This window comes from Candidatus Neomarinimicrobiota bacterium (assembly GCA_012964825.1).
GTDB lineage: Bacteria > Fidelibacterota > Marinisomatia > Marinisomatales > S15-B10 > UBA2125.
The window spans coordinates 22,825-46,379 of record DTTI01000040.1; the positions used below are offsets into that span (position 1 = coordinate 22,825).

A 23,555-nucleotide genomic window follows, 5' to 3' on the forward strand; every position below is an offset into this window, starting at 1 on the left:
GTTATCGAGGATCAACTGAGAGAGCGCCAGCGTTAAGCAGGCTATGGTAGAAAGATGTGGAAAAGAAATTCAGAAAGCGGCGGAACTGATCACCGAATCCATCAAAAGGGGCGGAAAGGTCATGTGGTGCGGCACAGGCCCAGCACCTTTCCACCGAAATCATAGGAGGCTTAAGAAGACATGATCTTCCACCACAACCTTCCGTTTCACTTACCAATGACAGCTCGTTAATAACGGCCTGGTCCAATGATGTCAGTTTCGATTTTCATTTTTCAAGACAGGTGGAGGGTCTTGGCAAGGCAGGCGATGTTCTGGTGGCGCTGAGCACCAGCGGTAATTCCGCAAATGTGGTCCAGGCGGTGGAGAAGGCCAAATCCATGGGTGTGAATGTGATTGTCCTAAAAGGAAAGAGTGGGGGTAAACTTGCCAGTATGGGTGTTGTGAATATCTGCGTTCCGTCTGATGATACACAGCACATTCAAGAGGGCCACATCACGGCGGGACACATTTTTTGTGAACTGGTGGAACAGGCTTTCGAATAGGGAGAAGGAGAGACGCAAGCTTACGCAGAGCCATTTATCATGTACCTTCGTGTCGAGAAGAATCTTGCTCATAACACATTGGATGCTTATAAACGGGATATCTCTCGTTACCTCGATTTCACCAGAAAAGAATCCGATCCCGACAAAGTGGAAACCGCTCAAATTCAGGCATATATCCGGGGCCTGAGTGCCCATCTGAAGTCTTCCAGTATCCGGAGAAATCTTTCCGTCATCAGAGCATTCCACACTTATCTGGTGGATGAGGGTGCTGCCGACACAAATCCTTCAGAGCTGGTGGATATGCCTAAAATGCCAAAGTATCTCCCGGAAGTGCTCTCCGTGGATGAGATTGATAATCTTCTAAGTGTTATTGACACTTCCAAGCCGGCTGGCTTACGGGATCGCGCCATGCTGGAACTGCTCTACTCATCGGGTCTGCGCGTCTCGGAGATGACTTCTCTTACTATGTTGGATATTTTGGAGGGGAAAAGTTGGCTTAGAGTCACTGGGAAGGGGTCGAAGGAGCGGATTGTCCCTCTTGGGAGCAAGGCTGTGAAATGGTTAGAGCGATACATTAACGGATCAAGAGAAACATTTATTAAAAAAGGGAAAAACACTGATCACCTTTTTCTCAATTACAGGGGGGGCGCCATCAGCAGAAAGGGTGTCTGGATGTTGCTGAAGAGATATGCGGCTGATTCCGACATTGAAAAAAAGTTTTCGCCCCAGACGCTCCGCCACTCGTTTGCTACACATCTTCTCGAGGGAGGTGCTGATCTGAGAGCGGTACAGCTGATGCTGGGCCATTCTGATATCTCTACCACCCAGATCTACACGCATCTCGACAAAACTTATCTGCAACAAGTCCACAAGGAGTATCATCCACGATGGTAGAAAGTTTTCTTCTTCTCGCTCCTCCCATTCTGCTGGCCATTACTTTTCACGAATATGCTCATGGATGGACGGCCATGAAGTTCGGTGATCCCACAGCGAAAATGATGGGGCGCTTGACACTAAATCCCATGGTTCACCTCGATCCTATTGGAACGCTCATGCTGTTTCTGGTTCATTTCGGCTGGGCCAAGCCGGTACCGGTGGATCCGCGCTATTTCTCCGACCCTAAACGACAGATGCTGTGGGTGGCGCTGGCGGGACCGGTGGCGAATATGATCCTCGCATTTTTCTCAGGTATTCTGATTATCGGTTTTTCCTCCTCAAATTTTATGTTTAACTCGAATACAGCCATTATCGGGAACATGTTAGTTTACAGTCTTCAGATCAATCTTGCTCTGGCTGTGTTCAACCTGCTGCCTATCCCACCTCTTGATGGTTCGAAAATTCTCAGAGGGCTTTTACCTTACGAATATGAACATATCGCTGTTCAGATGGAACAATACGGGCCGTGGGTGCTTATGTCCATTATTCTATTCGGTATGATGACAGGCGTATCTCTGTTCTGGATCTTCATCGGTCCCTTCGTCAGATTTTTTTCTTCTTTGTTCACTCTTGGAATCATGTAATGGGCTATGAAATTCACTTTAAACGCATCTTTAAATACCGACCCAAGAAAACAGTACTTCTAAAACTACTTGCACTTATGGCTGTAGTGCTGTTTCTTTTGTTCTATCTGAAAGGTATGGCCGATTGATATGGACAAACTTGTAGAGTGTGTACCCAACTTTAGTGAAGGCCGCGACCAGAGCGTTCTGGATGCTATCACAGGTGCCATCACAGCTGTAAAAGATGTAGCTCTTCTTGATGTGGATTCCGGAGAGGCCACCAACAGAACAGTAATGACTTTCGTTGGTTCGCCGAAGGGGGTTACGGAGGCTGCATTTCAGGCCATCGCTAGAGCAGCCGAACTTATTGATATGAAAAATCATTTTGGCGAACATGCCCGCATGGGTGCAACAGATGTTTGTCCTTTTGTTCCCATTCGTGGCGTCACAATGGAGGAATGTGTAGAGATTGCCAAATTTGTAGGAAAGCGTGTGGGTGATGAACTATCAATCCCGGTCTACCTTTACGAAAATGCAGCTTCAACGCCCGAGCGCCAGAATCTCGCCAACGTCCGGGCGGGGGAGTACGAAGGCCTTGCTGATAAACTGAAAGATCCTGACTGGAAGCCTGATTTCGGAAAAGCTCAGTTTAACGCCAAAAGCGGCGCCACGGCTGTTGGGGCGAGACAGTTTCTCATCGCCTACAACGTAAACCTTAACACTCGTGATAGGAAAATGGCAACTGACATCGCCTTGGACATCAGAGAGGCGGGTCGGGCAAAGCGGGACGAAGAAGGTCAAATTGTCCGTGACAAGGACGGCAATGCTTTGAAGGTGCCGGGACTATTGAAAGATTGCAAGGCTGTGGGGTGGGAGATTGAGGAGTACGGAAAGGCTCAAGTGTCCATTAATCTCACTGATTATACCGTTACGCCGCCCCATTCCGCTTTTGAGGCTGTCCGCGACGGCGCTCGTAAACGGTGGCTCCGGGTCACCGGGAGTGAAATCGTCGGGCTGATCCCGCTAGAGGCGATGCTCATGGCGGGACGTCATTATCTCACAGCACAGGGAAAGACAACCGCCGTGCCCGAATCGCAGCTCGTGCATGCCGCCGTTGAATCGCTGGGTCTCAATGACGTCAGCAAGTTTGATCCCAATGAAAGGATTGTAGAATACCGCCTCAGAGAAAGTGGTGATCTTGTATCTATGACTGTGGATGGGTTTACAGATGAGTTGTCCATCGATTCACCAGCGCCAGGCGGCGGCTCTGTTTCGGCCCTTATGGGGACACTGGGTGCTGCACTGGTGAGCATGGTTGCCGCACTAACACACGGCAAGAAAGGGATGGAAGATTCAAGGGAAGAAATGGAGTTTCTTGGTAGTCAAGCTCAGGCGCTGAAAAAGAGATTGACCTCACTGGTGGATGAAGACACTGCGGCATTTAACGACGTTATGGTTGCTTTCCGGATGAAGAGAAAGACCGATAAGCAGAAAGCTGAACGCGACGCAGCCATCCAATCTGCCACAAAGAATGTCACACAGATCCCTCTTGTGGTGACCCAGCTCTGCTTTGAAGTACTGGAACTTTCGAAAACCGCCATTGAGAAGGGGAATCCCAACTCCGTCAGCGACGCCGGCGTGGCGGCAGAGGCGGCCTTGGCTGGGCTGAGAGGAGCACGGCTTAATGTTTTGATCAATCTAGACGATATTGGTGATGGTGATTATTGTGCTGAGATGACAGAGAAGGTGGATAATCTATTACAAAAGGGGAAAAGTCTCCACAGTGAGGTTGTGGCGGCTGTGGTTCAAGTTATGGAAGGCGGAAATGGGTAGGATCAAGCTCCTCTCAGATGATTTGAAAAATAAGATCGCCGCTGGTGAAGTGGTGGAGCGACCGGCATCTGTGGTTAAGGAACTGATTGAAAACAGCCTTGATGCAGGTGCGACGGAAATTGATGTCATTGTCAGAGGAGGTGGGAACGTATCGATGCAAGTCATTGATAATGGCGCTGGACTGGAGAAAGATGATCTGCTTATTGCCTTCTCTCGTCACTCTACCTCCAAGATTGAAACAGTAGAGGATCTTTCTACCATCGATACGCTGGGATTCCGGGGCGAGGCGCTGTCCAGTATTGCTTCGGTAGCAAAAGTAAAAGCGTTGTCATCTGTCAATGGTGAGGATTCTGGCTACGAAATTTCCGTTTTGGACGGCGAAATTTCCCAGCCTGAACCTGCGGCACTATCCAAAGGGACAGCCATATCTGTGAGCGATCTTTTCTTTTCAATTCCCGCACGGCGAAAGTTTCTGAAGAGTGCCCAGGTGGAGCTTCGTCACATCATTAGGACGGTCCGCCGTTTTGGTCTCTGTCGACCAGATGTCAAATTCACTCTGACAGCCGATGACAAAGAGGTTATGACACTTGCACCGGTGACTCTCATTGACCGAATAGCCGCTGTCCATGATCCGTCCTACCGGGAGAATCTGCTGGAGGTAAATCACCAAGCTGGACCCTTTGCCATCACTGGTTATGTGGGCAATCTGAATCTGGTTCGAAAGCGTTGGGGGGAGCAGAGCCTGTTTCTCAATGGTCGATACATTGTCAATAAATTGCTTAATTCAGCTATCTATTCTGCTTACCAGTCCCTTGTTTCCCGGGGAGAGTTTCCATTCTTTGTCATCACTCTGGAAGTTCCACTCGATACAGTGGATGTGAATGTTCACCCTATGAAAATAGAAGTTCGTTTCAGAGATGAATGGCGTGTGTACCATGCGCTTAAAACAGCGGTGACTAAAGCGCTGGGTGATATCCTTTCCACTGTTCCCGATTTCCTCAAATCGTCTGAATCGTTTCCCGATTCAAGCAGCCAGACCGGATTTTCTTTTCCAAAATCGACACCTTCTTCCATTTTGTCGCGCCAGTCTGTTGAAAGGGCCAAATCGTACGTTCAGACTATGGGTGAGACGCGGACGGAGGAAGAGGGTGTTAATCTTGAAAGTATCTGGCAAGTTCACGCTAAGTATATTGTATCGGAGATTAAAAGTGGTTTGGTGATCATTGATCAGCACGTGGCTCACGAGAGAGTCCTGTTTGAACAGGCCATGGGTGCCATGGAAGGGCATCCCTTACCGAGCCAGTCACTTCTTTTCCCTGAAGTGGTAGAGCTCCCAATTGAGGATTTCTCCACACTCCTTGAATTGTTGACCTATCTTGAGAAGATTGGCTTTCGCATGAAAGAGTTTGGGAAAAACACAGTAATGATTGAAGGTGTTCCCTCTGAACTGGGGTGGGGGAATGAACGGGAAGTTTTAACTGAAATTATTGACACCTTTCGAAATCAGCAAAAGGCCCAGCCTTCATTCATGGAAGCTGTAGCTGCATCGTTTGCGTGTAAGGCAGCGGTGAAAGCGGGCGATGCCCTCACTCATGAGGAGATGCAGTCGCTGGTGGACAGGCTCTTTGCCACACAACATCCCTACTACTGCCCTCACGGAAGACCCATCATGGTCAACCTTTCCCTTGATGAACTCGACCGGCGCTTTGAGCGTACCTGAACCTTCCAATAACCGAGTCTTGACCCTTGTGGGTCCTACGGCTGTGGGGAAGACAGCTGTAGCCGTTGAATTGGCACGCCGGCTCGACGGTGAAATTATCGGTCTCGATTCGCGGCAGATTTACAAGTATATGGCTGTCGGTACTGTTCAGCCCACCGATGAAGAGAAGGTCCATGTCCGTCATCATCTCATTGGAGATAGAGACCCATCAGAGCAGATCTCCGCCGGTGAATACGTTGGGCTGGTAGAGGTAGCCATAGATGATGTGAAAAGTCGCAGCAAAGTCCCCATCGTTTGTGGTGGTAGTGGTCTCTATTTCAGGGCGGTGACACGGGGTCTTTTTGATGAATCCACCAGCGATCCTAAAGTGCGGGCAGCGCTTAAGGAACGATTGGAGAATGAAGGGTCTGATACGATGTTGGCCGAGCTTAAAGTTCTCGACCAGGAGTACGGCGAGATCGTTCATCCCAACAACCACAAGCGGCTTATAAGGGCTTTGGAGATTATCCAAATTACCGGCAAGCCGCCCACAGAACATTTTCGTCATCAGGCTGAAAGTGATTCCCATGACCGATTCTTCACCGTTTTTCTGAGAATGGATATTGAAGAGCTGACGCCGCGGATTGAGAGAAGGACAAAAATGACGTTTGAAAACGGATGGATCGATGAAGTGAAAAAACTCTTGGATCTCGGATTCGACCGGTCCAGTCACCCCATGGACAGCCTCGGTTACCGGGACATTCTGAAATACCTGGATGGAGAGATGGATTTTGAAGAGATGGTTGAAAGGATAAAAATCGATACGCGCCAGTACGCCCGGAAACAGTTGAAATGGTTTGACAAGGAAAGAATCGATTGTGTGCTGGAAGTTGCGGGAATGAGTGAAATGGGCGTGGCTGAGAAAGTTATTAATCAATTTTGAAGTTGGTTTAATGGTATCTTAAATTCCTGGCGATCGAAGCCCTTTAAACCATCCCCGAGAGGAGGTAAGGGCTAAAAAGAAGTCCTCCTCACTCGGGAGGATTTTTTGTATCAAGAGGTGATGACGGAGAAACGAAAACAGCTCCTTGATAAGAGCGAAATAGAACGGTCGCTCACACGTCTCGCTCATGAATTGACCGAGCGGCTACCTTTTATTGATGATATTGTTCTCATAGGCATCCGTACCCGTGGTGAATTCATCACCACTCGGCTCGCTAAAGCTCTCAAGAAGATATCCGGCAACGATGTACCGACAGGATTCCTGGACGTCACTTTCTACAGGGATGATTTCCGCGAACGGCTCATTCAGCCTCAGGTGAAGGGGACGGAGATCTCTTTTTCACTGGACGGTAAGATGGTAATCCTCACAGATGACGTGCTCTTCACCGGAAGAACAATCAGGGCTGCACTGGATGAAATTATGGACTTTGGCAGGCCAGCAGCTGTGGCTCTAGCTGTTCTGGTGGATCGGGGGCACCGGGAGATGCCTATTAAGGCTGATTTTGTGGGCAAGAATATTCCCACCTCTGATACAGAACATGTGCTGGTGCGACTGAAGGAAGTGGACGGCGAAGATGCGGTTTATCTGGTGAAATACGATTAAGCAACAGTGAGCCATGGGATTCCTGAGTAACAGACATCTTCTCGGCCTGGCGGGAATGCCAAAGGAAGATATGGAGCTGATTTTTCAGCATGCTTCTTCTTTCAGAGAGGTGCTTGATCGTCCCATCAAGAAAGTGCCCACACTCCAGGGGAAGACCATCGTTAACCTCTTCTTCGAAGATTCCACTCGGACTCGAATCTCCTTCGAGCTGGCACAAAAGAGACTCTCTGCGGACACGGTTAATTTCTCGGCCAGCATCAGCAGTCTCGAGAAAGGTGAAAGTTTTAAGGATACGGCACAGAATATTGAAGCCATGAAGATTGATTGTATTGTTATGCGCCACCCCGTGCCCGGTGCGCATATGCACCTTATCAACTATGTGAATTCTGTTGTGGTAAATGCCGGCGATGGTACCCACGAACACCCCACACAGGGGCTCCTGGATATGATGAGTCTTCTGGAGGCGAAGGGAAAGCTGGACGGTCTGAAGGTGGCCATTATCGGTGATATCACACACAGCCGTGTGGCGCGATCCAATATTCACGGTCTTGTGAAGATGGGTGTCCAGGTGACGCTTTGTGGACCTCCCAACCTTATGCCGGTGAACATTGAGGAGTTGGGTGTTGCGGTCAATTATGACGTTGATGAAGTATTGGAGTGGGCGGATGCCGTAAACGTCCTGAGAATTCAGCGGGAGCGACAGGGGGTCAGTTATATTCCATCTGTTAGGGAGTACAGGGAATTGTTTGGTATAACGCGAGAACGGGTTGAGCGGCTGAAAAAACAGATCACAATAATGCATCCGGGACCCATGAATCGGGGTGTTGAAATTGACAGTGATGTGGCCGACAGCGAGAACGCCATCATCCTGGATCAGGTGCTTAACGGCGTCGCTATTAGGATGGCGGTACTTTACCTTTTGTTGGGAGATCAACCATAGGAATCATGAACGATAAAGCATTGCCTAAAAAATTCCTCATTAAGAATGGTGATATCATCGATCCCATCAAAGGGGAACGTTTCATCGGCTCCATCCTCATCAACAGCGGCCGTATAAAAAAAGTGGGGAAGCGAATATCAGCCAAAGGTGCCACAGTTTATGATGCAGGTGGGAAGGTGGTGACACACGGCTTCTGCGACATCCACGTTCATTTTCGTGAACCTGGAAGGGAGGATAAGGAGACACTTGCCACAGGTGCCGAAGCCGCCATTGCCGGTGGTTTTACCCAGGTATGTGCAATGCCAAATACGGAGCCGCCCTTGGACTCTCCTGAATCGATCCGCTTTATTGTGGAAAAAGCGGCGGAGCTTCCCGTAAAAATTCATCCTATCGGTGCCATTTCGGTGGGACTGAAAGGGAAAGAGTTGACGGAACTGAGCGCCATGGTGCAGGAAGGAGCGGTGGCGTTCTCCGATGATGGTATACCTGTCATGGACAGCGGTGTTATGCGAAGAGTGCTGGAATACGCCAGGCCCCTGGGCATGCCGGTTATCAATCACGCCGAGGATCTAACACTGAAACTGGACGGACAGATGCACGAAGGGTCTTGGTCTACCCGATTGGGATTGGCAGGTATTCCTGATGTAAGTGAATCGATCATGGTGAACCGTGATCTGGAACTGACAGCCATGACAAGAGGACAGCTCCATGTGCCGCACGTCAGCTCAGCCAAATCGGTAGAGTGGATCCGTGGCGCAAAGGTCGGGGGACTGGCCATCACAGCTGAAGTGACACCCCATCACCTCTTTTTTACTGATAAAGATCTTCACTCTTTTGACACGAATTACAAGGTGGCGCCCCCCATCCGGACGGAAGATGACAGACAGGCACTCATGAGTGCCGTAAAAGATGGTACCATCGACTGCATTGCCACCGACCATGCTCCTCACACCGTTGAGGAAAAAGAGGCTCCGTTTGACTGGGCACCGTGTGGCATGATAGGTCTTGAGAGTGCCTTTGGCGCCGTCTGGAAAGTGCTCAGTGGATTGGGCATGGATCTGGAGAAGGTGATCCAGTGTCTTACGATTAATCCCCGGCTTGTAATGAATTTTGAAAAAGATCTTTTCTCAGCCGGCACCGAGGCTGAGCTCACGATCATTGATCCTGATGAAGAGTGGACTTTTGCCAAAGAGCACATCCACTCCAAGTCCCGAAACACACCTTTTGTAGGAGAATCCCTAAAAGGGTGCATAAAAGCGACCATAACCGGCGGAAAGCTTTTCGAACTTTAAATTTTTCACCCTCAGGTTCTTAAATGTGACCTGTAAAAACCTATCGGTAGATAGGCTAAATAAAGACAATTTTACCTCCACACCTAGTGAGGAAAACTCCTTGTCGAGTTAGACAATTCTTGGCTAGCTTTATTAGCTATACTAAATGGCAAAACAGATGAAAACATATTCGATAAAAGCCGGTGAGATCCAAAAGGATTGGTTTGTTGCTGACGCTGAGAATAAGATTCTGGGGCGTCTTGCATCCGAGGTTGCTCAGGTTCTAAAGGGTAAGCATAAGCCGACATACACGCCTCATATGGACATGGGTGACTTTGTCGTTGTTGTCAATGCAGAGAAAGTCCGCGTTTCCGGCAAGAAGGAGATGCAGAAGACCTATTTTTCCCACAGCGGATATCCGGGAGGGACAAAAGAGCTGGATTTGTATACCCTGCGAAGAAAACATCCTGAGCGGGTGATTCAGAATGCCGTGAAAGGGATGCTTCCGCATAACAGCCTTGGCCGTCATATGATGCGTAACCTTAAAATTTACAGTGGACCGGATCATCCCCATTCTGCGCAGGAACCAAAAGTGATGGAGTTCTAATCTATGGCGACAGCAAAATCTGACGTTGTATATGCAAGAACAGGTAGGCGCAAAACTGCCGTTGCCCGTGTACGGATGTCACATGGGAAGGGTAACATGACGATTAACGGTAGAGATTATAAGGATTATTTTGGGCGCACCGTTGATCAGAAAATTGTTGAAAAACCTTTTGAAGTACTTGAATCCAGTGACTATGACATTTTCGCAAGCGTGAACGGGGGCGGTCTCTCAGGTCAGGCCGGTGCTATTCGCCATGGGATCTCCCGAGCGCTGCTTGAAGCCAATGCAGATTTAAGGCCGGTTTTAAAAAAGGCCGGTCTCCTCACCCGTGATGCCCGTGAAAAAGAGCGGAAGAAATATGGTCTCCGCGGCGCCAGACGCGCCTTCCAATTCTCCAAGAGGTAAGGACACTATATGGAAGTTACTTTTGATAACCTGCTGAGTACCGGAGCACACTTCGGACACCTTACTAGCAGGTGGCACCCCAACTACCAACCATATATCCTCATGGAAAGGAACGGTATCCATATCATCAATCTTGAGGAAACTCTTAAAGGGTTGGCCAAGGCTATTGATTTTCTTACTGACATTGTTGCCGATGGTGGTGAGGTTCTTTTTGTCGGTACTAAAAAGAATGCCAAAGATATTATTCAGCAGGAAGCAGATAAATGCGGAATGTTCTACGTGGTGGAAAGATGGCTTGGTGGTACACTGACTAACTTTTCCACCATCCGAAAGAGTATCAAGCGCCTTCAGCTTCTTGAAAAGGAATCGAGTCCACTCTACGAGAGTGCAACCAAGAAGGAGATCCTTTCTCTGGAGCGTGAGATGATCCGGCTTCAGGACCTTAACCGCGGTATCAAAGACATGAAGCGACTTCCCAATGCTATTTTTATGGTAGATGCGAACCACGAATCCATTGCCATCAATGAGGCTCGTCGGCTTGAGATTCCTGTGGTTGCCCTGGTGGATACCAATACTGATCCAGAGATCATAGATTATCCCATCCCCGCAAATGACGATTCTATCCGTACCATAAAGCTGATCGTGGGTGAAGTTTCCAGAGCCATCTGTGATGCATGCTCCATTGCTTATGCTGATGGAGCAGTACCCGTGGAGACGGCCGAGGAAGAAACTGCTGAAGCAGATGTCACTACTGAGAATAGGGAAATGGCTGAGGATGCTGAATCGAAGGAAGCCGGAAGTGAAAGAATTTCTGTAGAAGAAGAAAAAGAGGCCTTATCAAAAGATGGTGAAGCGCAGGATTTTGATACAGAAAAGGTGGAGACCGTGGAAGAGGTTCAGGAGCCTGATGATGTCGCGAAAGAAGAGAAGAAAAGTTAAATGACAATTGATGCAACTATTGTAAAGGACTTAAGATGTCGTACTGGTGCCGGTATCATGGACTGTAAAGAGGCACTTCTTGAAAGTGAGGGCAATGTTGAAAAAGCTATTGAATTTCTCCGGAAGAAAGGTATTGCCAAGGCTGAGAAGAAGGCGGGCCGCCAGGCCAACCAGGGTGTGGTTCTTTCCTATATCCACCCCGGCAACAGGATTGGCGTTTTGGTGGAAGTAAACTGTGAGACCGATTTCGTAGCCAAAACAGACGAATTTCAGTTGTTTGTAAAAAATATTGCCATGCAAATAGCTGCCACAAATCCCCTTTCCCTAACGCGGGATGCTCTAGACAGTGTTTTGGTTGATAAAGAGAAAGAGATCTTTACTGAGCAGGCCAAATTGTCAGGTAAGCCGGACAACGTCCTTGAAAAAATCGTTGATGGCAAAATAGAAAAATTTTATCAGGAAAGCTGTCTTCTGGAACAATCCTTTATCAAAGACAGCGACAAATCCGTTAAGGATATTCTGACGGAGACCATCACGTCGCTGGGAGAGAACATCTCCATTACCCGCTTCTCACGCTTTGAGGTAGGTGACGCGATCTCTTCAAACGGCCAAGCCGAGTAACTCACACCACTGAATGTCAAAATCTGTCTACGGTAGGGTTCTGCTCAAACTGAGCGGAGAAATTCTTGCTGGGGAGAGAGGTTTTGGTGTTGATCCAGTCAAAGCAAAGGCGCTTGCAGATGAAGTCAAGTCAGCCAAGGATCTGGGTGTTGAAGTGGGTGTTGTCATTGGTGGTGGCAATATTATCAGAGGTGAACTGGCTGAAGGGCAGGGGATGGACCGAGTCTCAGCAGATTACCTTGGGATGCTCGCTACCATTATCAATGCCATTACTCTTCAGGACGCACTTGAGAAAGATGGTTGCCAGACACGGACCCTAACTGCTATCTCAATTTCCCAGCTGGCTGAGCCATACATCCGCCGGCGTGCCATTCGTCATCTTGAAAAGGGAAGGGTTGTCATTCTTGCGGGTGGCACGGGAAATCCTTATTTTAGCACTGACACGGCAGCGGTATTGCGTGCGACGGAAATTGAAGCTGAATCTATTATGAAAGGGACCAAAGTAGACGGTGTTTACGACAAAGACCCCATGAAGTTTGATGATGCGGAAAAGTTTGACTCTGTTTCTTACAAGGAAGTGATTGGAAGTGATCTTAAGGTGATGGACATGACAGCCATTGCCCTGGCGAGAGAAAACGACTTGCCAATTGTGGTGTTCGATGTTAACCGTCCAGGGAACTTCAAGAAGATTCTCAAAGGTGAAAAAATTGGTACAATTGTAGGTGCTCTATGAGAAGAATTGAACCGCTCACTAAAGATGCTGAGTACAGAATGAGCCAGGCGGTGGAGCACTGCCGGAACGAACTTGCACAGATCCGGACTGGCCGGGCTTCTCCCGCACTATTGGAAGGGGTAAAGGTTTCGTACTACGGCTCGCCAACTCCTCTGAATACTCTGGCTACTATCACAGCTCAGGAGGCACGGCTCCTTGTTGTTCAACCGTTTGACAAGAGTATTATAGTCGAAATTGAAAAAGCTATCCAGATGGCCGACCTTGGTCTCAACCCCAACAATGACGGAAATGTAATTAGAATCTCCATTCCGGCATTGACTGAGGAGCGCCGCCACGAACTGGTTAAACATATTCACAACTTAGTTGAAGAAGGTCGTGTGGCGGTGCGAAATATCCGCAAAGATATCAACAATCAGCTTCGGGAGATGGAGAAATCACACACCCTGTCAAAAGATGAGGGGAGTTACGCCCACGAGGAGATTCAGAAGATCACCGACAAACGGATGGAAGAGCTGAACAGTCTTTTGGCCACCAAAGAGAAGGAACTTCTGGAACAGTAAATTCAGTCAGGGATTTTTCCATCTCTGGCTGCACAAAAAAGAATCTGCTGAGCCAACCCAGCAGCTTCTCCCCAACGATTTCTTCCCCATTCACAGAGATCAACCGGTGACATTTTTGTTAGAGGAGGCCTAAGACGGGCCAGAGCCCGTCGGACCCATACATCAACAGGAAAAGCGGATAGTCGACTGTAACCGAAAAGCATGGCACATTCAGCTATCTTTCGCCCCACGCCTGGGAAGTGTGTTAGTGAAGCCAGCAACTCATCGTCGCTCTTTTTTGTCCAAAGTGGTAGGGCGATGTGTTCTTCCACCAGCTTTTTGCAGGTCAGATAGATGAACCTCGATCGGTACCCAAGACCAATCTGTCTTAGCCTCGTTTCACCGATGCGGACGATATCCTCAGAGTTGGGAAGTGCTTTTTCATTACTTCCGGCAATTGGTGAGCCTGTTTCCCATCGCAAATTATGGAGGTTTTGCATGATGCGCGGTATATTGGATACTGCCGATGCCATGAATGAAATGAGACATTCATAAGGATCCTGTTTCATGATTGTTAGACCCCGGTAGGCGGGGATTAGATTATGTAGGAGATTATCTTTTTTCAGCATTATCATCAGTTGTTTTCTATCAAAACTTAGTCCGAAAATGGCCTTCAACTGTTCTTTATCCAATGCTTCTCCCATAACTTCAACATCAATCGTGTTGTCATTTATCTGGTATGCCTTAATTACAGTACGCCTGATTATAATTCTGAAAGTGTCCTCGGCTGTTTCGATCCAGTGAAAAAGTTGTCCGCTCCTAACGGTTAGACCTAAATTGATCGGAATGTCAGATATGAGATTCAAGTTATAAATAAACAAGCCCCCAGATTTCTGGGGCCTTGTTTAAGAGGATTATTTAATAAAAGAACTAATCACATTTTGAGAAGCCGCAGCTTGGACAGGTGACACAACCATTTTCATGGAAGATATCACTACCACAGTCAGGACAGGTGGTCATTGTCCTTGAATTGTAGTTGGGTGTCTCTTGCGATGGTGAATTGTCCACCATTGTGAAGCGGGTCTTTACCACTTCCTCAGGCGTATCTTCGGCTGTCACCGGCCGCGCAAAGAGGTAAGACTCCAGTGCTTTTCCGATGGCGTCTGGTGTAGAGAGGATAAGCTGACCATTTTCCCAAGTGGGGTTCGGCCCGCTGATTCCCTTTAGCTGGTTGACCACATCCTTTGGGTCAATACCCGAACGGAGAGCCAACGATATGAGTCGGCTGATGGCTTCAGACTGAGCGGCGGCATTACCACCGGCTTTACCGATGGTGGTGAAAACTTCGCACAGTCCATGTTCGTCTTCATTAATGGTAATATAGAGGGAGCCTTCTCCGGTGCGAATCCTCTTGGTTACACCCTGAGTTTCGCCGGGTCTGAACCGGGGACGAAGATCACCGCTTGTTCTGTGAGTTATAGGTTTGGTTTCGTCAGTTTCCTTGGCTTTCTGTTCCTTTGAGATAAGGATCCCTTCCCGGGAACTCTCCCGGTAGACGGTAATCCCTTTTAGACCAGCTTTGTAGGCAGTCATATAAATTTCAGCCACAGTTTCCTTGTCAACATCCGCTGCGAGGTTAACAGTAGAGCTGATGGACGAATCAATATACTTCTGAATGACACCCTGCATTTTTACTCGGAAAAAAGGATCGATGTCATGGGCAGTAACCACATAATCAGGAAGATTCTTGTCATTTCCGAATAATTCTTTAACACCAGGGTGGTAGACCTTGAATTCCTTAAAGGTGTTACCATGACCTTCATTCTGTTTAACGCGTCGGAAATAGGAGGTCTGAAAAACAGGTTCAATACCGGAAGTCACTCTGGCCACAATGGCACCACTTCCAGTGGGTGGAACGGTAAGGAGAGTTGCATTTCTAATCCCATGTTTGCTGATATTTTCCTGGAGTTCAACACTGAGCTCGGAAACGAATTTACTTTTGGAAAATCCCTTCCACTCAAAATTGGGGAAAGGATCTTTCTCCCTGGCGACCTGGACAGATGTTTCATAGGCGGTGTCCCGCATAATTTTGCAAATTCTATCAGCCACCTCTAGGGCTTTATCGCTGTCGTAGGAGATGCCCATTCTAATGAACATATCTCCAAGGCCGAGAAGTCCGATACCAACACGGCGGTCATTCGACGCATTTTCTTTCTGAACATCCAATGCATGCCGGTCGACATTATACTCTACCACGTTGTCCATAAAGCGAGTGGCGATAGCGACGGTTTCGCGAAAGGCGTCAGTCATGAACTGGCTATTTTCATCTACAAAGCGGTCCAGATTGACGGAACCAAGATTACAGCACCCGCCGTCAGGGAGCGGCTGTTCAGCGCAGGGATTCGTTGAGACCAGGGGTGAACAGTACTCTGCATTGTGATAGTCTGTCATTGTGTCCCAGAAAATGATGCCCGGTTCGGCACTTTCGTGGGCTGATGTAACAATCTCTTCCCACAGATCTCGGGCTCTGACAGTGTCGTATTTTTTGTCGCCCCATTTCAGATTGAAATCTGTATCATCCTCAACCGCCTTCATGAATTCATGGGTAAGCAACACGGAGATGTTAGAATATTTTACCATATCCACATCACCGCGTTTGATGCTGATAAACTTCCACACATCTGGATGATCCACACGGATGGTCTGCATGTTCGCACCGCGCCTTCCGTGTTGGGCGATGGTGTTTGTGTTTTCACTGAACAGATTCATAAAGCCGGTAGGTCCGCACGATTCGCCACCGGTCCCGCCGATGGCCGATCCGCTGGGGCGGAGTACGGAAAGATCGTGGCCACACCCACCACCATATTTGTAGGTAATAGCCTCATCTTGAATGGCATCATAAATAGCCTTGACCGAATCTTTCTTGATGGCCACAACGTAGCAATTGTTTAGTGTCGTGGTAATGTCATCCCGTCCGGCACCATGCATAATCCTGCCTCCGGGGACAAATCGAAAATCTTCAAGAATGGTAAAGAATCTCTTGTACCAAAGATCAACATCTTTCTCTACGGAAGCCATAGCCTTTGCAATTCGCTTCCACATGTCATAAGGATTATTCTCCCATGGTGCGAGGTACTTATTCTGAAGGACTTCTTGCCCCAGATCGTCTTCCTTATAGTATTCTTCTAAGGTATAGTGCGTAGGGGTAGTTTCGCCTAAAACCTCCGGGAGGTCACTGTTCGGGCCCTGTTCCGCATTTTTCTTTTTAACATCTATATTCCCAATAATCTTGTCCGAGGATTTCTCCTTGGAGCCAGAGACAGGAAATTCAAATTGCATAGCATCTGCCATAGACTACTCCAAGTTATGTTTACAACATAGGACCCCACTGGATCAAGAACCGAAGTGGAATGCCCCGCGAGTCGCAGGTAGAATATAGATTTTGTCGTGATTTGTGTCAAGCAGAAACCCGGCTATTTTTCTCTTTTTATGATTTATTTTTGCACCTCCCTGCTAAATTTCGCTAACTCATGCGCCCGTGATGTAAAGGTAACATCCGAGCTTCCCAAGCTCGTCATGAGGGTTCGATTCCCTTCGGGCGCTCAGTTAAACACACCTCTGTTTTTCAGCTTCCACAGCTAAATTTCGCTATGCCCCAGTTACCTATAGTTGCGATTGTCGGCCGACCCAATGTAGGGAAGTCAACTCTTTTCAACCGATTTGTTCAGAAGCGCCATGCTATTGTGGATGAGCTGGCGGGGATTACCCGGGACCGCATCTATAAGACCGTTGAATGGAACGGAAAAAAATTCAGGCTGGTTGACACAGGGGGCTACATCCCTGAAGAAGCAGATGTTATCGATTCAGCCATTAGAGAACAGGTTGAGCTTGCTTTGCAAGAGGCCACTTTGGTTCTTTTTTTGGTGGATGGCAAAGATGGCATTGTGGTGTCTGACAAAATTCTGGCTGATCTGGTGAGAGTTTCCGAAAAGCCGGCTATACTTATTGTAAACAAAATTGACAACAATGAGATGGAATCTCTCACTGCTGAGTTCTATGGACTTGGCATAGAGACCCTCCACTCCGTTTCGGCATTGGGGGGTAGGAAAATTGGTGATCTGCTAGATATAGTGGTGGAGGGTCTTGGGACTATCCCGAATATTCAGGATGATGAAGGAAGTATCAGGGTGGCAATTGTGGGGTGCCCCAACGTGGGTAAGTCATCCATCACGAATCGACTGATAGGGAAAGACAAATCCATTGTTACAGACATTCCCGGCACGACTCGTGATGCCATCGATTCTGAATTGCGCTACCACGGAAAGAAGTTCATTCTCATAGATACAGCTGGGCTCCGAAAAAAGGCTAAAGTCAAAGAAGATGTAGAATATTATTCTACCGTGAGAACGCGACGTGCTCTGGAAAATGCCCATGTAGCGGTGGTGGTCACGGATGCGGAAAGAGGGTTTTTCAAGCAGGATCAGCAGATCATTGAAGAGGTGATCGGAAAGGGGAAAGGCCTTCTTTTGGCCGTGAATAAGTGGGATCTTATCGAAAAGAGCACCCAAACTATGAAAGAAACAAAGGAAGAAATAATATATCAGTTTTCATCCCTGAAAGATTATCCTGTTCTATTCATTTCCGCTAAAACCAAACAGCGGGTCTCCATGCTTCTAGGGGAATGTGAAAAAGTTTACGGAGCTTGGAGAACCAAGCATTCTACCTCAAAAATTAACAGTGTGTTGAAAAAAGCCGTGGAGCAACTTTCTCCTCCAGCTGTAAGAGGAAAGCATATCCGGATCAAGTATGCCACACAGACCGGTTCACGGCCCCCAAAGATATCTCTGTTTTGCAACTTTCACGATCTCATCCCCGCTTCATATCGCAACTATTTGGAGAACCAATTCAGATCGGGACTTGACCTCCACGGTACGCCCCTCATACTCCAATTCAAACGGTCCTGAGGTTCCTTATAGAGGGATTGCCCTGCAGGCTGATTTCGTGTTAAATTAAACCGATCGCGGGGTGGAGCAGTCTGGTAGCTCGTCGGGCTCATAACCCGGAGGTCATAGGTTCAAATCCTATCCCCGCTACTAAAAAACCCCTTCTAAAGTATTTCTTGAAGGGGTTTTTTTTGCCTTATAGCACCCTATTTTTGGACTCGTAATTCGAAGGGTGTAGATTAGAATCCCACCCAGCGGGGCTTTTTCACTATATAACAGACAGGAACAGGGAAAGGTCCTAGGTGATAAAATCCATCCGCTGATCTTAATGCCAGCCTATTTCCAGGTATCGAAAATAAGACCCAGGAAGGCGTAAAGCAGGATAATTCCTGTTACGGTAGCGCAGCACGTTCCCAATCCTGAAAAATTCTTCGCTTCTTCATAGCGTGTCGATTGTTTGTCCCGAAATAGCTGGCCCATGGGAGCATCCACACCTTCCTGTCTTGCCTGAAGCTTACATCGAACACTCATGGCAAGGAACAGAGGTACCTCTTTCAACTTCAGGGCTGTTAATCCTTCCTGACGGGCTTTGTCCATGATAGGGTGCTGGCAACTTACGAGGAATGTTCCCTCTTCAGGTACAGTTTCTTCGGTTTCAACGGCTGCTTCCTGAGCGGGAAGCCCAGCCCAAAGCAGAGCCACAAGTAATAAAGCTCTCAAGGGTTACCATCCCACAACGGCCGCAACTCTCAGAAACGGCTTGGTCATGTTAATGCCGCCGGAGAAATTGGAGCTTCCTTTCTTGGCCTTCCATTTGTCCCCGAACTTTGAATACATGTAACCAACACTTCCTTCCACCGATACAAAAGAGAACAGGTACATCCGCACCCCGACCCAGCTGTAGAATCCAAATGCCGAATTTGTAATTTCGGCTGTGGTGGAACTCTCCACGCCCAGGGTTTCATCGCTGGCGGTCAGTTTTTTGTTCATAAAGACGGCCCGACCGTACATGGGTGAAAAGCCAAAGTTCGCCTCGAACCTTTTCCAGAAAGTGAAATAAGATTCCGCCGTGATTCCCCGGTAAACAATAGGGAGGATGTAATCTCCGGATGACCGGTTATAGGTGATGAGGCGAGTGGAAAGTTTTTTATACCCCACGCGTAGGGACGGGTAAATATTTACGGAAAGGTCGTAGTTCAGAGGAAACCAGGCGGAGCCGATCTTGGACAGTTCCTGCTCAACCAGGGAATCGTTGAATTTATCCGGTTTCGTAAACCCAATACCCAATCCAATACGATAACCCACCTTGTATTGTGCGGACAGGGGAGATAAAAAAATCACCGTAACTAAAATAATAATAGCAAAATTTTGACTTTTCTCAAGTAAAACTTTCATTTTAGAAAGACAGCAAAAAAACTCTGTTTTTAATTTTCAGGAAACAATTACGGGCTATTTTCACAGTTATGGGTATTGAACAAATGTTGGTCACGAAAAGGTCATAACTAGTTTAATTTAGAGTGTGAGGCACCAACAACAAATGAAGTTCTCTCTTTTGGCCATGGTTTTTATCTCCACAGTGGCTACCGGGACTGTACGCCACAAGGTGATTCTCCGAGGTGGCGATGTTATTACGGGCTATGTGGCTGAGCTGACTCACGACTCCCTGAAGATCATTCCCGCTTCAGGTGGCCTCAAAACATCCATAACGCTTGACTCTGTTCTTTACGTTCACAATTCGAAAGGGAAGCTGTTCTATCTCTCTCCGAAGATTAGACAGTTCTTTGAGAAAGGCCTCGGCCGAGGTGGCGTCATCACAACTGTTATGGGTGAAACGATACCATATCGCCGTCTCGGGCGGGAGCTGTTCATGTTCGAACCGAAACTGGTCTACCAGACGAAGGAAGAGCCAAAGCGGCATGAGATTTTGCTTATGAATATCCACAAAGTTCGATTTGATCACACAGTATCGGAATATGCGGTAAAGAAAGGGGCCCTCGCCGGCGCCGGCTTCACCACTGTCTTGTTCCTTCTCAAGTTTAATGCCATCAAAGAATTCTTCAATTTAAGCAAGCTGTTCAGGACGGGATCTTCTGCTTATAAAACTGGGACCACCATCACCCCGCTCACTACCATCGGTTGGGTCGCCTACGACTTTTTGCGTGGTGAACGGGAGCTGATCCTCAATCCCCTCAAAGAGTTAAGAATAAGATGACCTCTCAAGTTGAACTGATGGGAATGACGCGAAATGAACTTCGGCAATTTGTGTCGGAGTTGGGTGAGCAGCGGTTCCGGGGTGACCAGCTATTTTCGTGGATTCATGAGCATGCTGCTATCGACCTTGACGAAATGACAAACCTGCCCAATCAATTCAGATTACAACTCCGGTCATCAACTTCAATGGATATTCCTGAAATTGTGGATGTGGTTCCTTCCGCCGAAACATCATCACAAAAATTCCTGTTCAAACTCAGGGACGGACTGAAGATAGAAACAGTTTTTCTTCCTGAAGGGAAAAGAAAGACCGTCTGCCTGTCATCTCAGGTTGGATGTCCTCTGGACTGCAAGTTCTGCGCCACAGCTAAGATGGGACTGCTCCGAAATTTGACAGCTGGTGAGATTGTTGGGCAACTCTTGGCGGTGCGGCGGGAGACCGGCGAACGGATTACTAATATCGTGTTCATGGGTATGGGGGAGCCGATGTTGAACTACCCGAGTGTCCTTAAAGCAGCTTACATAATACATGATAATAATGGAATGAACATCAGTGCCCGGAAGATCATAATCTCTACAGCGGGCATAGTCAACAGGATCAGACAATTCACCAAAGAGAGGCACCCTTTCAAGCTTGCCCTCAGCCTGAATGCAACGGATGAAACTCAACGTGCAAACCTTATGCCCATTAATAAGAAGTACAGTATAAAGGATTGTCTGGAAGCGCTGAAAGAGTATACGGACAGATCACGTAAACGGGTGACGCTGGAATACGTTCTCATGGGTGACACAAATGATACTCCCGCGGACGCCCGCCGGCTCGCGTCCTTTATGAAAAAATTAAACTGCAAACTCAATGTAATTCCGTATAACCCCATTGCCGGGGAACCATTCAAAAGACCTACGGCCTACCAGTTGGAAAAATTCACTTCAAATGTCATGGGGGGACGAAGCATGGTGACGGTGCGGTGGAGCCAGGGAAAAGATATCAATGCTGCATGTGGACAGCTCTATGCTGATAATGAAAAGAAAACTGTCAGGAACCCGATAGCGGTCTCGGAATAAACATTGTAGATTCTGGTTAATGAAGTGATGTCAAAAATGAGCGATATCAAAATATATACAACAAACTGGTGCCATTATTGCAAAATGGCGAAACGCTATTTTGATGAGCAGGGTTGGTCGTATGAAGAGATCAACATCCAGGAGAAGGGTATGAGCAGAGAAGAAATGAAGAAAATTACAGGTGGTGGAATGAGTGTGCCTCAAATTGTGATTGACGGAAAAGGAATTGGAGGTTACGACAACCTAATGGCAATGGCTTCAGCGGATGAACTACCTGCATAGGTCGCCACTTTATTTTATCAGCATCACTTTACTTGCTACCGTTTCCGTCTCACCATCCAGCTTTATAATGTAAGGGCCGCTGGGGAGCTCTCTCGCTTCCAGCGTAACTTCGTTGTAGCCTGCCTGGACATCATCCAGTCTTATTCTCTTTACCTCCCGTCCTTTTAGATCCACCACGGACAGCGCCACTTCTTCCCAGGTGGGGAGGAAGAATCGGAGTGTGGTGGTGACATTGAAGGGGTTGGGGAAGTTTGGCGAAAGTGTAATGACGGTGGGTATGATTACATCAGTGTCCACAGTGAGACTGTAGTGGTACCTTACACTCTCGACCGTATCTGTCACAACGGCCACCGTGAACATATCCGTGCTTGCCGGAATGGGGATGATCGTCTGTCCCCGGGCCCGGTAAACGTTAAAGCTTCTCCAGCTTTCCTGGATACCGTTGATGTTATAGCGTAAACTGTCGTTGTAGCTTTCAAAATTCATTTCTATGGCACCTTCCGGAAAGGTAAAACCGATGTAGTGAGTGGCGTTGTGCATCAGTTCGCTACCGGTATATTCTACCATGGCACCAGAACCATTCAGTGCCACAGAGCGGTGCAACCTCGGTTCAATTCCGTATTCCCGGTAGGCGTCACCTTCCTCGTAGCGGTAGTCGCCAGCTTCACTATCTGATGTCATCAAATGGTTGGCAACGGCCATTAGGTTCAGCGCTTCTCTAAATGATGAGCCGCGACGACGTAATACCTGGTCAATGGTATAGATACTGTTGTCAGACTCATCTTTGGTAACATCTTCAACACTTTGTTCAAACATTTTACGTATGGTGGCAGGTCCGCCAAGATGCTCGGAAAGGTAACGGAAAAAAATCCAGCTGCCGTACCAGTGAGGTCCCCGTGCATAGTCCAGCGCTACCTGAGGCTGTTTCATCCACAACTCCAAAAAAAAGTAATTGTCATTCAAGTCATCGTAAACTTCATCCTCCATCCAGACGGCCGTGGCTTCCAGGAACCAAATTTTATCCCAGGCATCATAGCCGAACTGGATTGCATGAAAAAATTCGTGAGCGAAAGTGACCTGTACACAGGCAGCTTCTTCGCACGGGAATGAGTTGTAATTGTTGTTCATGACAATAAAGCTTGATGCGGCGTATTCTTCTTTTACTTCGGAGAATTCGTTATTTCCGGACATGAAATAGGCCAGGTACTCGAACTGAGTATACCCATACAGGAGATCCCCAAGATCAAGGATATAGATGTCGTAGGCGTCGGTGCCGCCGTTATCGGAGTACCATCTGTCAGAGGGCGGACGTGTGTAGCCGTGCTGTCCGATTTCAACAGCGAAAGTTTCCTCAGCACTAGCTGCCATCAGCTCAACCATGTCAGGAATGCCGTCACTGTCTGAGTCCGTTGAATCTACCGCATGGTATCCTTCCAGTGTGTAGTGAATTCTGAAAATGCCAGTATCGTAGTGCCACTCCAAACCTTCCGGTCGGCCAAAACCGGCCATTGATCTCTCAGTGTCGATCCCCAGCTCGCTCAGCTGTTTTTTGGTTTCGGCATCCAGGGCGGGGGCCGTTTCGGCCAGCTGCTTCAGGACAGGTACGCCGCACTTAATAAAGTTGTGGTGCTTTTTCGCAGCAGTGGAATGTGTGCGCCAGGTCATTTCCCGTACTGCAGCTATCAACTCTTTTGGTGTCAATTGCTTAGGCGGACTGTCCCCGGGAGAGAATGCGCAAGCAGTGGAAACCAAAAAGAGAAAAAGAACCCGCTTCACGAATCATCCGCCACATCACGCTCTCTCCGGTGGCTCATGGCATC

At 47.9% G+C, this 23,555-nt stretch carries 23 protein-coding genes, 2 tRNA genes and 1 pseudogene; 21 read left to right on the forward strand and 5 right to left on the reverse strand.

Going from position 1 to position 23,555, the window contains the following annotated elements:
* Positions 1-43 precede the first annotated feature (43 nt).
* From EYO21_04015 to EYO21_04085, 15 genes and pseudogenes are all read left to right on the forward strand, one after another.
* Positions 44-542 (forward strand): annotated as a pseudogene (locus tag EYO21_04015) (SIS domain-containing protein).
* Between the two features lie 39 nt (positions 543-581).
* On the forward strand, positions 582-1,436 hold the full coding sequence (gene xerD / locus EYO21_04020; protein ID HIB02978.1) for a site-specific tyrosine recombinase XerD: 855 nt from the start codon (positions 582-584) through the stop codon (positions 1,434-1,436).
* Entirely contained in the window at positions 1,430-2,062 is a 633-nt protein-coding gene (locus tag EYO21_04025) for a site-2 protease family protein (protein HIB02979.1), read from the forward strand. Before xerD ends, EYO21_04025 begins: the two co-directional genes overlap by 7 nt.
* 129 nt (positions 2,063-2,191) lie before the next feature.
* Positions 2,192-3,874: a glutamate formimidoyltransferase gene (ftcD, locus tag EYO21_04030; protein ID HIB02980.1), complete on the forward strand. Its 1,683-nt coding sequence runs from the start codon at positions 2,192-2,194 to the stop codon at positions 3,872-3,874.
* Positions 3,867-5,594 (forward strand): DNA mismatch repair endonuclease MutL, encoded by a 1,728-nt coding sequence (gene mutL, locus EYO21_04035; GenBank protein HIB02981.1) that lies wholly within the window; start codon positions 3,867-3,869, stop codon positions 5,592-5,594. The genes ftcD and mutL overlap by 8 nt, the downstream gene beginning before the upstream one ends.
* Positions 5,455-6,516 carry a tRNA (adenosine(37)-N6)-dimethylallyltransferase MiaA gene (miaA, locus tag EYO21_04040; protein ID HIB02982.1) on the forward strand — a complete coding sequence of 354 codons (1,062 nt, stop codon included), beginning with the start codon at positions 5,455-5,457 and terminating at the stop codon, positions 6,514-6,516. Before mutL ends, miaA begins: the two co-directional genes overlap by 140 nt.
* 120 nt (positions 6,517-6,636) lie before the next feature.
* A complete protein-coding gene (gene pyrR, locus EYO21_04045) occupies positions 6,637-7,179 on the forward strand; it encodes a bifunctional pyr operon transcriptional regulator/uracil phosphoribosyltransferase PyrR (GenBank protein ID HIB02983.1) in 543 nt (180 codons plus the stop codon).
* Positions 7,180-7,192: 13 nt separating this feature from the next.
* The gene (locus EYO21_04050) at positions 7,193-8,119 is read left to right on the forward strand and encodes an aspartate carbamoyltransferase catalytic subunit (GenBank protein ID HIB02984.1); all 927 of its coding nucleotides are present in this window, start codon (positions 7,193-7,195) and stop codon (positions 8,117-8,119) included.
* Between the two features lie 5 nt (positions 8,120-8,124).
* Positions 8,125-9,411, forward strand: coding sequence for a dihydroorotase (locus EYO21_04055; protein ID HIB02985.1), 1,287 nt, complete (start codon positions 8,125-8,127; stop codon positions 9,409-9,411).
* Between the two features lie 157 nt (positions 9,412-9,568).
* On the forward strand, positions 9,569-9,997 hold the full coding sequence (rplM, locus tag EYO21_04060; GenBank protein HIB02986.1) for a 50S ribosomal protein L13: 429 nt from the start codon (positions 9,569-9,571) through the stop codon (positions 9,995-9,997).
* A 3-nt stretch (positions 9,998-10,000) separates the two neighbouring features.
* On the forward strand, positions 10,001-10,402 hold the full coding sequence (rpsI, locus tag EYO21_04065; GenBank protein ID HIB02987.1) for a 30S ribosomal protein S9: 402 nt from the start codon (positions 10,001-10,003) through the stop codon (positions 10,400-10,402).
* Positions 10,403-10,411: 9 nt separating this feature from the next.
* Positions 10,412-11,341: a 30S ribosomal protein S2 gene (gene rpsB, locus EYO21_04070; GenBank protein HIB02988.1), complete on the forward strand. Its 930-nt coding sequence runs from the start codon at positions 10,412-10,414 to the stop codon at positions 11,339-11,341.
* Positions 11,342-11,962, forward strand: coding sequence for a translation elongation factor Ts (tsf, locus tag EYO21_04075; protein ID HIB02989.1), 621 nt, complete (start codon positions 11,342-11,344; stop codon positions 11,960-11,962).
* Between the two features lie 13 nt (positions 11,963-11,975).
* Positions 11,976-12,695, forward strand: a complete 720-nt coding sequence (locus tag EYO21_04080) for a UMP kinase (protein ID HIB02990.1) — start codon at positions 11,976-11,978, stop codon at positions 12,693-12,695.
* The gene (locus tag EYO21_04085) at positions 12,692-13,255 is read left to right on the forward strand and encodes a ribosome recycling factor (protein HIB02991.1); all 564 of its coding nucleotides are present in this window, start codon (positions 12,692-12,694) and stop codon (positions 13,253-13,255) included. The genes EYO21_04080 and EYO21_04085 overlap by 4 nt, the downstream gene beginning before the upstream one ends.
* A 2-nt stretch (positions 13,256-13,257) precedes the next feature.
* On the opposite strand, the gene EYO21_04090 is transcribed toward EYO21_04085, so the two are convergent.
* Both EYO21_04090 and EYO21_04095 read right to left on the reverse strand, forming a co-directional pair.
* Positions 13,258-14,115, reverse strand: a complete 858-nt coding sequence (locus EYO21_04090; GenBank protein ID HIB02992.1) for a hypothetical protein — start codon at positions 14,113-14,115, stop codon at positions 13,258-13,260.
* 49 nt (positions 14,116-14,164) lie between these two features.
* Positions 14,165-16,585: an adenosylcobalamin-dependent ribonucleoside-diphosphate reductase gene (locus EYO21_04095; GenBank protein ID HIB02993.1), complete on the reverse strand. Its 2,421-nt coding sequence runs from the start codon at positions 16,583-16,585 to the stop codon at positions 14,165-14,167.
* Between the two features lie 181 nt (positions 16,586-16,766).
* On the opposite strand from EYO21_04095, the gene EYO21_04100 reads away from it, so the two are divergent.
* From EYO21_04100 to EYO21_04110, 3 genes are all read left to right on the forward strand, one after another.
* Positions 16,767-16,837: transfer RNA gene (locus EYO21_04100), tRNA-Gly, on the forward strand.
* Positions 16,838-16,884: 47 nt separating this feature from the next.
* On the forward strand, positions 16,885-18,198 hold the full coding sequence (gene der / locus EYO21_04105) for a ribosome biogenesis GTPase Der (GenBank protein HIB02994.1): 1,314 nt from the start codon (positions 16,885-16,887) through the stop codon (positions 18,196-18,198).
* Between the two features lie 55 nt (positions 18,199-18,253).
* A tRNA-Met gene (locus tag EYO21_04110) sits at positions 18,254-18,330 on the forward strand.
* A gap of 183 nt (positions 18,331-18,513) precedes the next feature.
* On the opposite strand, the gene EYO21_04115 is transcribed toward EYO21_04110, so the two are convergent.
* Positions 18,514-18,897: a hypothetical protein gene (locus tag EYO21_04115; GenBank protein HIB02995.1), complete on the reverse strand. Its 384-nt coding sequence runs from the start codon at positions 18,895-18,897 to the stop codon at positions 18,514-18,516.
* A 3-nt stretch (positions 18,898-18,900) separates the two neighbouring features.
* The gene (locus tag EYO21_04120) at positions 18,901-19,572 is read right to left on the reverse strand and encodes a hypothetical protein (GenBank protein ID HIB02996.1); all 672 of its coding nucleotides are present in this window, start codon (positions 19,570-19,572) and stop codon (positions 18,901-18,903) included.
* Between the two features lie 142 nt (positions 19,573-19,714).
* On the opposite strand from EYO21_04120, the gene EYO21_04125 reads away from it, so the two are divergent.
* From EYO21_04125 to EYO21_04135, 3 genes are read left to right on the forward strand one after another with little or no spacing between them, the layout of a single operon-like run.
* Entirely contained in the window at positions 19,715-20,389 is a 675-nt protein-coding gene (locus EYO21_04125; GenBank protein HIB02997.1) for a hypothetical protein, read from the forward strand.
* Positions 20,386-21,453: a 23S rRNA (adenine(2503)-C(2))-methyltransferase RlmN gene (gene rlmN / locus EYO21_04130; GenBank protein ID HIB02998.1), complete on the forward strand. Its 1,068-nt coding sequence runs from the start codon at positions 20,386-20,388 to the stop codon at positions 21,451-21,453. Before EYO21_04125 ends, rlmN begins: the two co-directional genes overlap by 4 nt.
* A 36-nt stretch (positions 21,454-21,489) precedes the next feature.
* The gene (locus tag EYO21_04135; protein ID HIB02999.1) at positions 21,490-21,735 is read left to right on the forward strand and encodes a glutaredoxin 3; all 246 of its coding nucleotides are present in this window, start codon (positions 21,490-21,492) and stop codon (positions 21,733-21,735) included.
* A 9-nt stretch (positions 21,736-21,744) separates the two neighbouring features.
* Here EYO21_04135 and EYO21_04140 read toward each other — a convergent pair whose 3' ends face one another.
* Positions 21,745-23,511 carry a T9SS type A sorting domain-containing protein gene (locus EYO21_04140; GenBank protein HIB03000.1) on the reverse strand — a complete coding sequence of 589 codons (1,767 nt, stop codon included), beginning with the start codon at positions 23,509-23,511 and terminating at the stop codon, positions 21,745-21,747.
* Between the last annotated feature and the right edge of the window lie 44 nt (positions 23,512-23,555).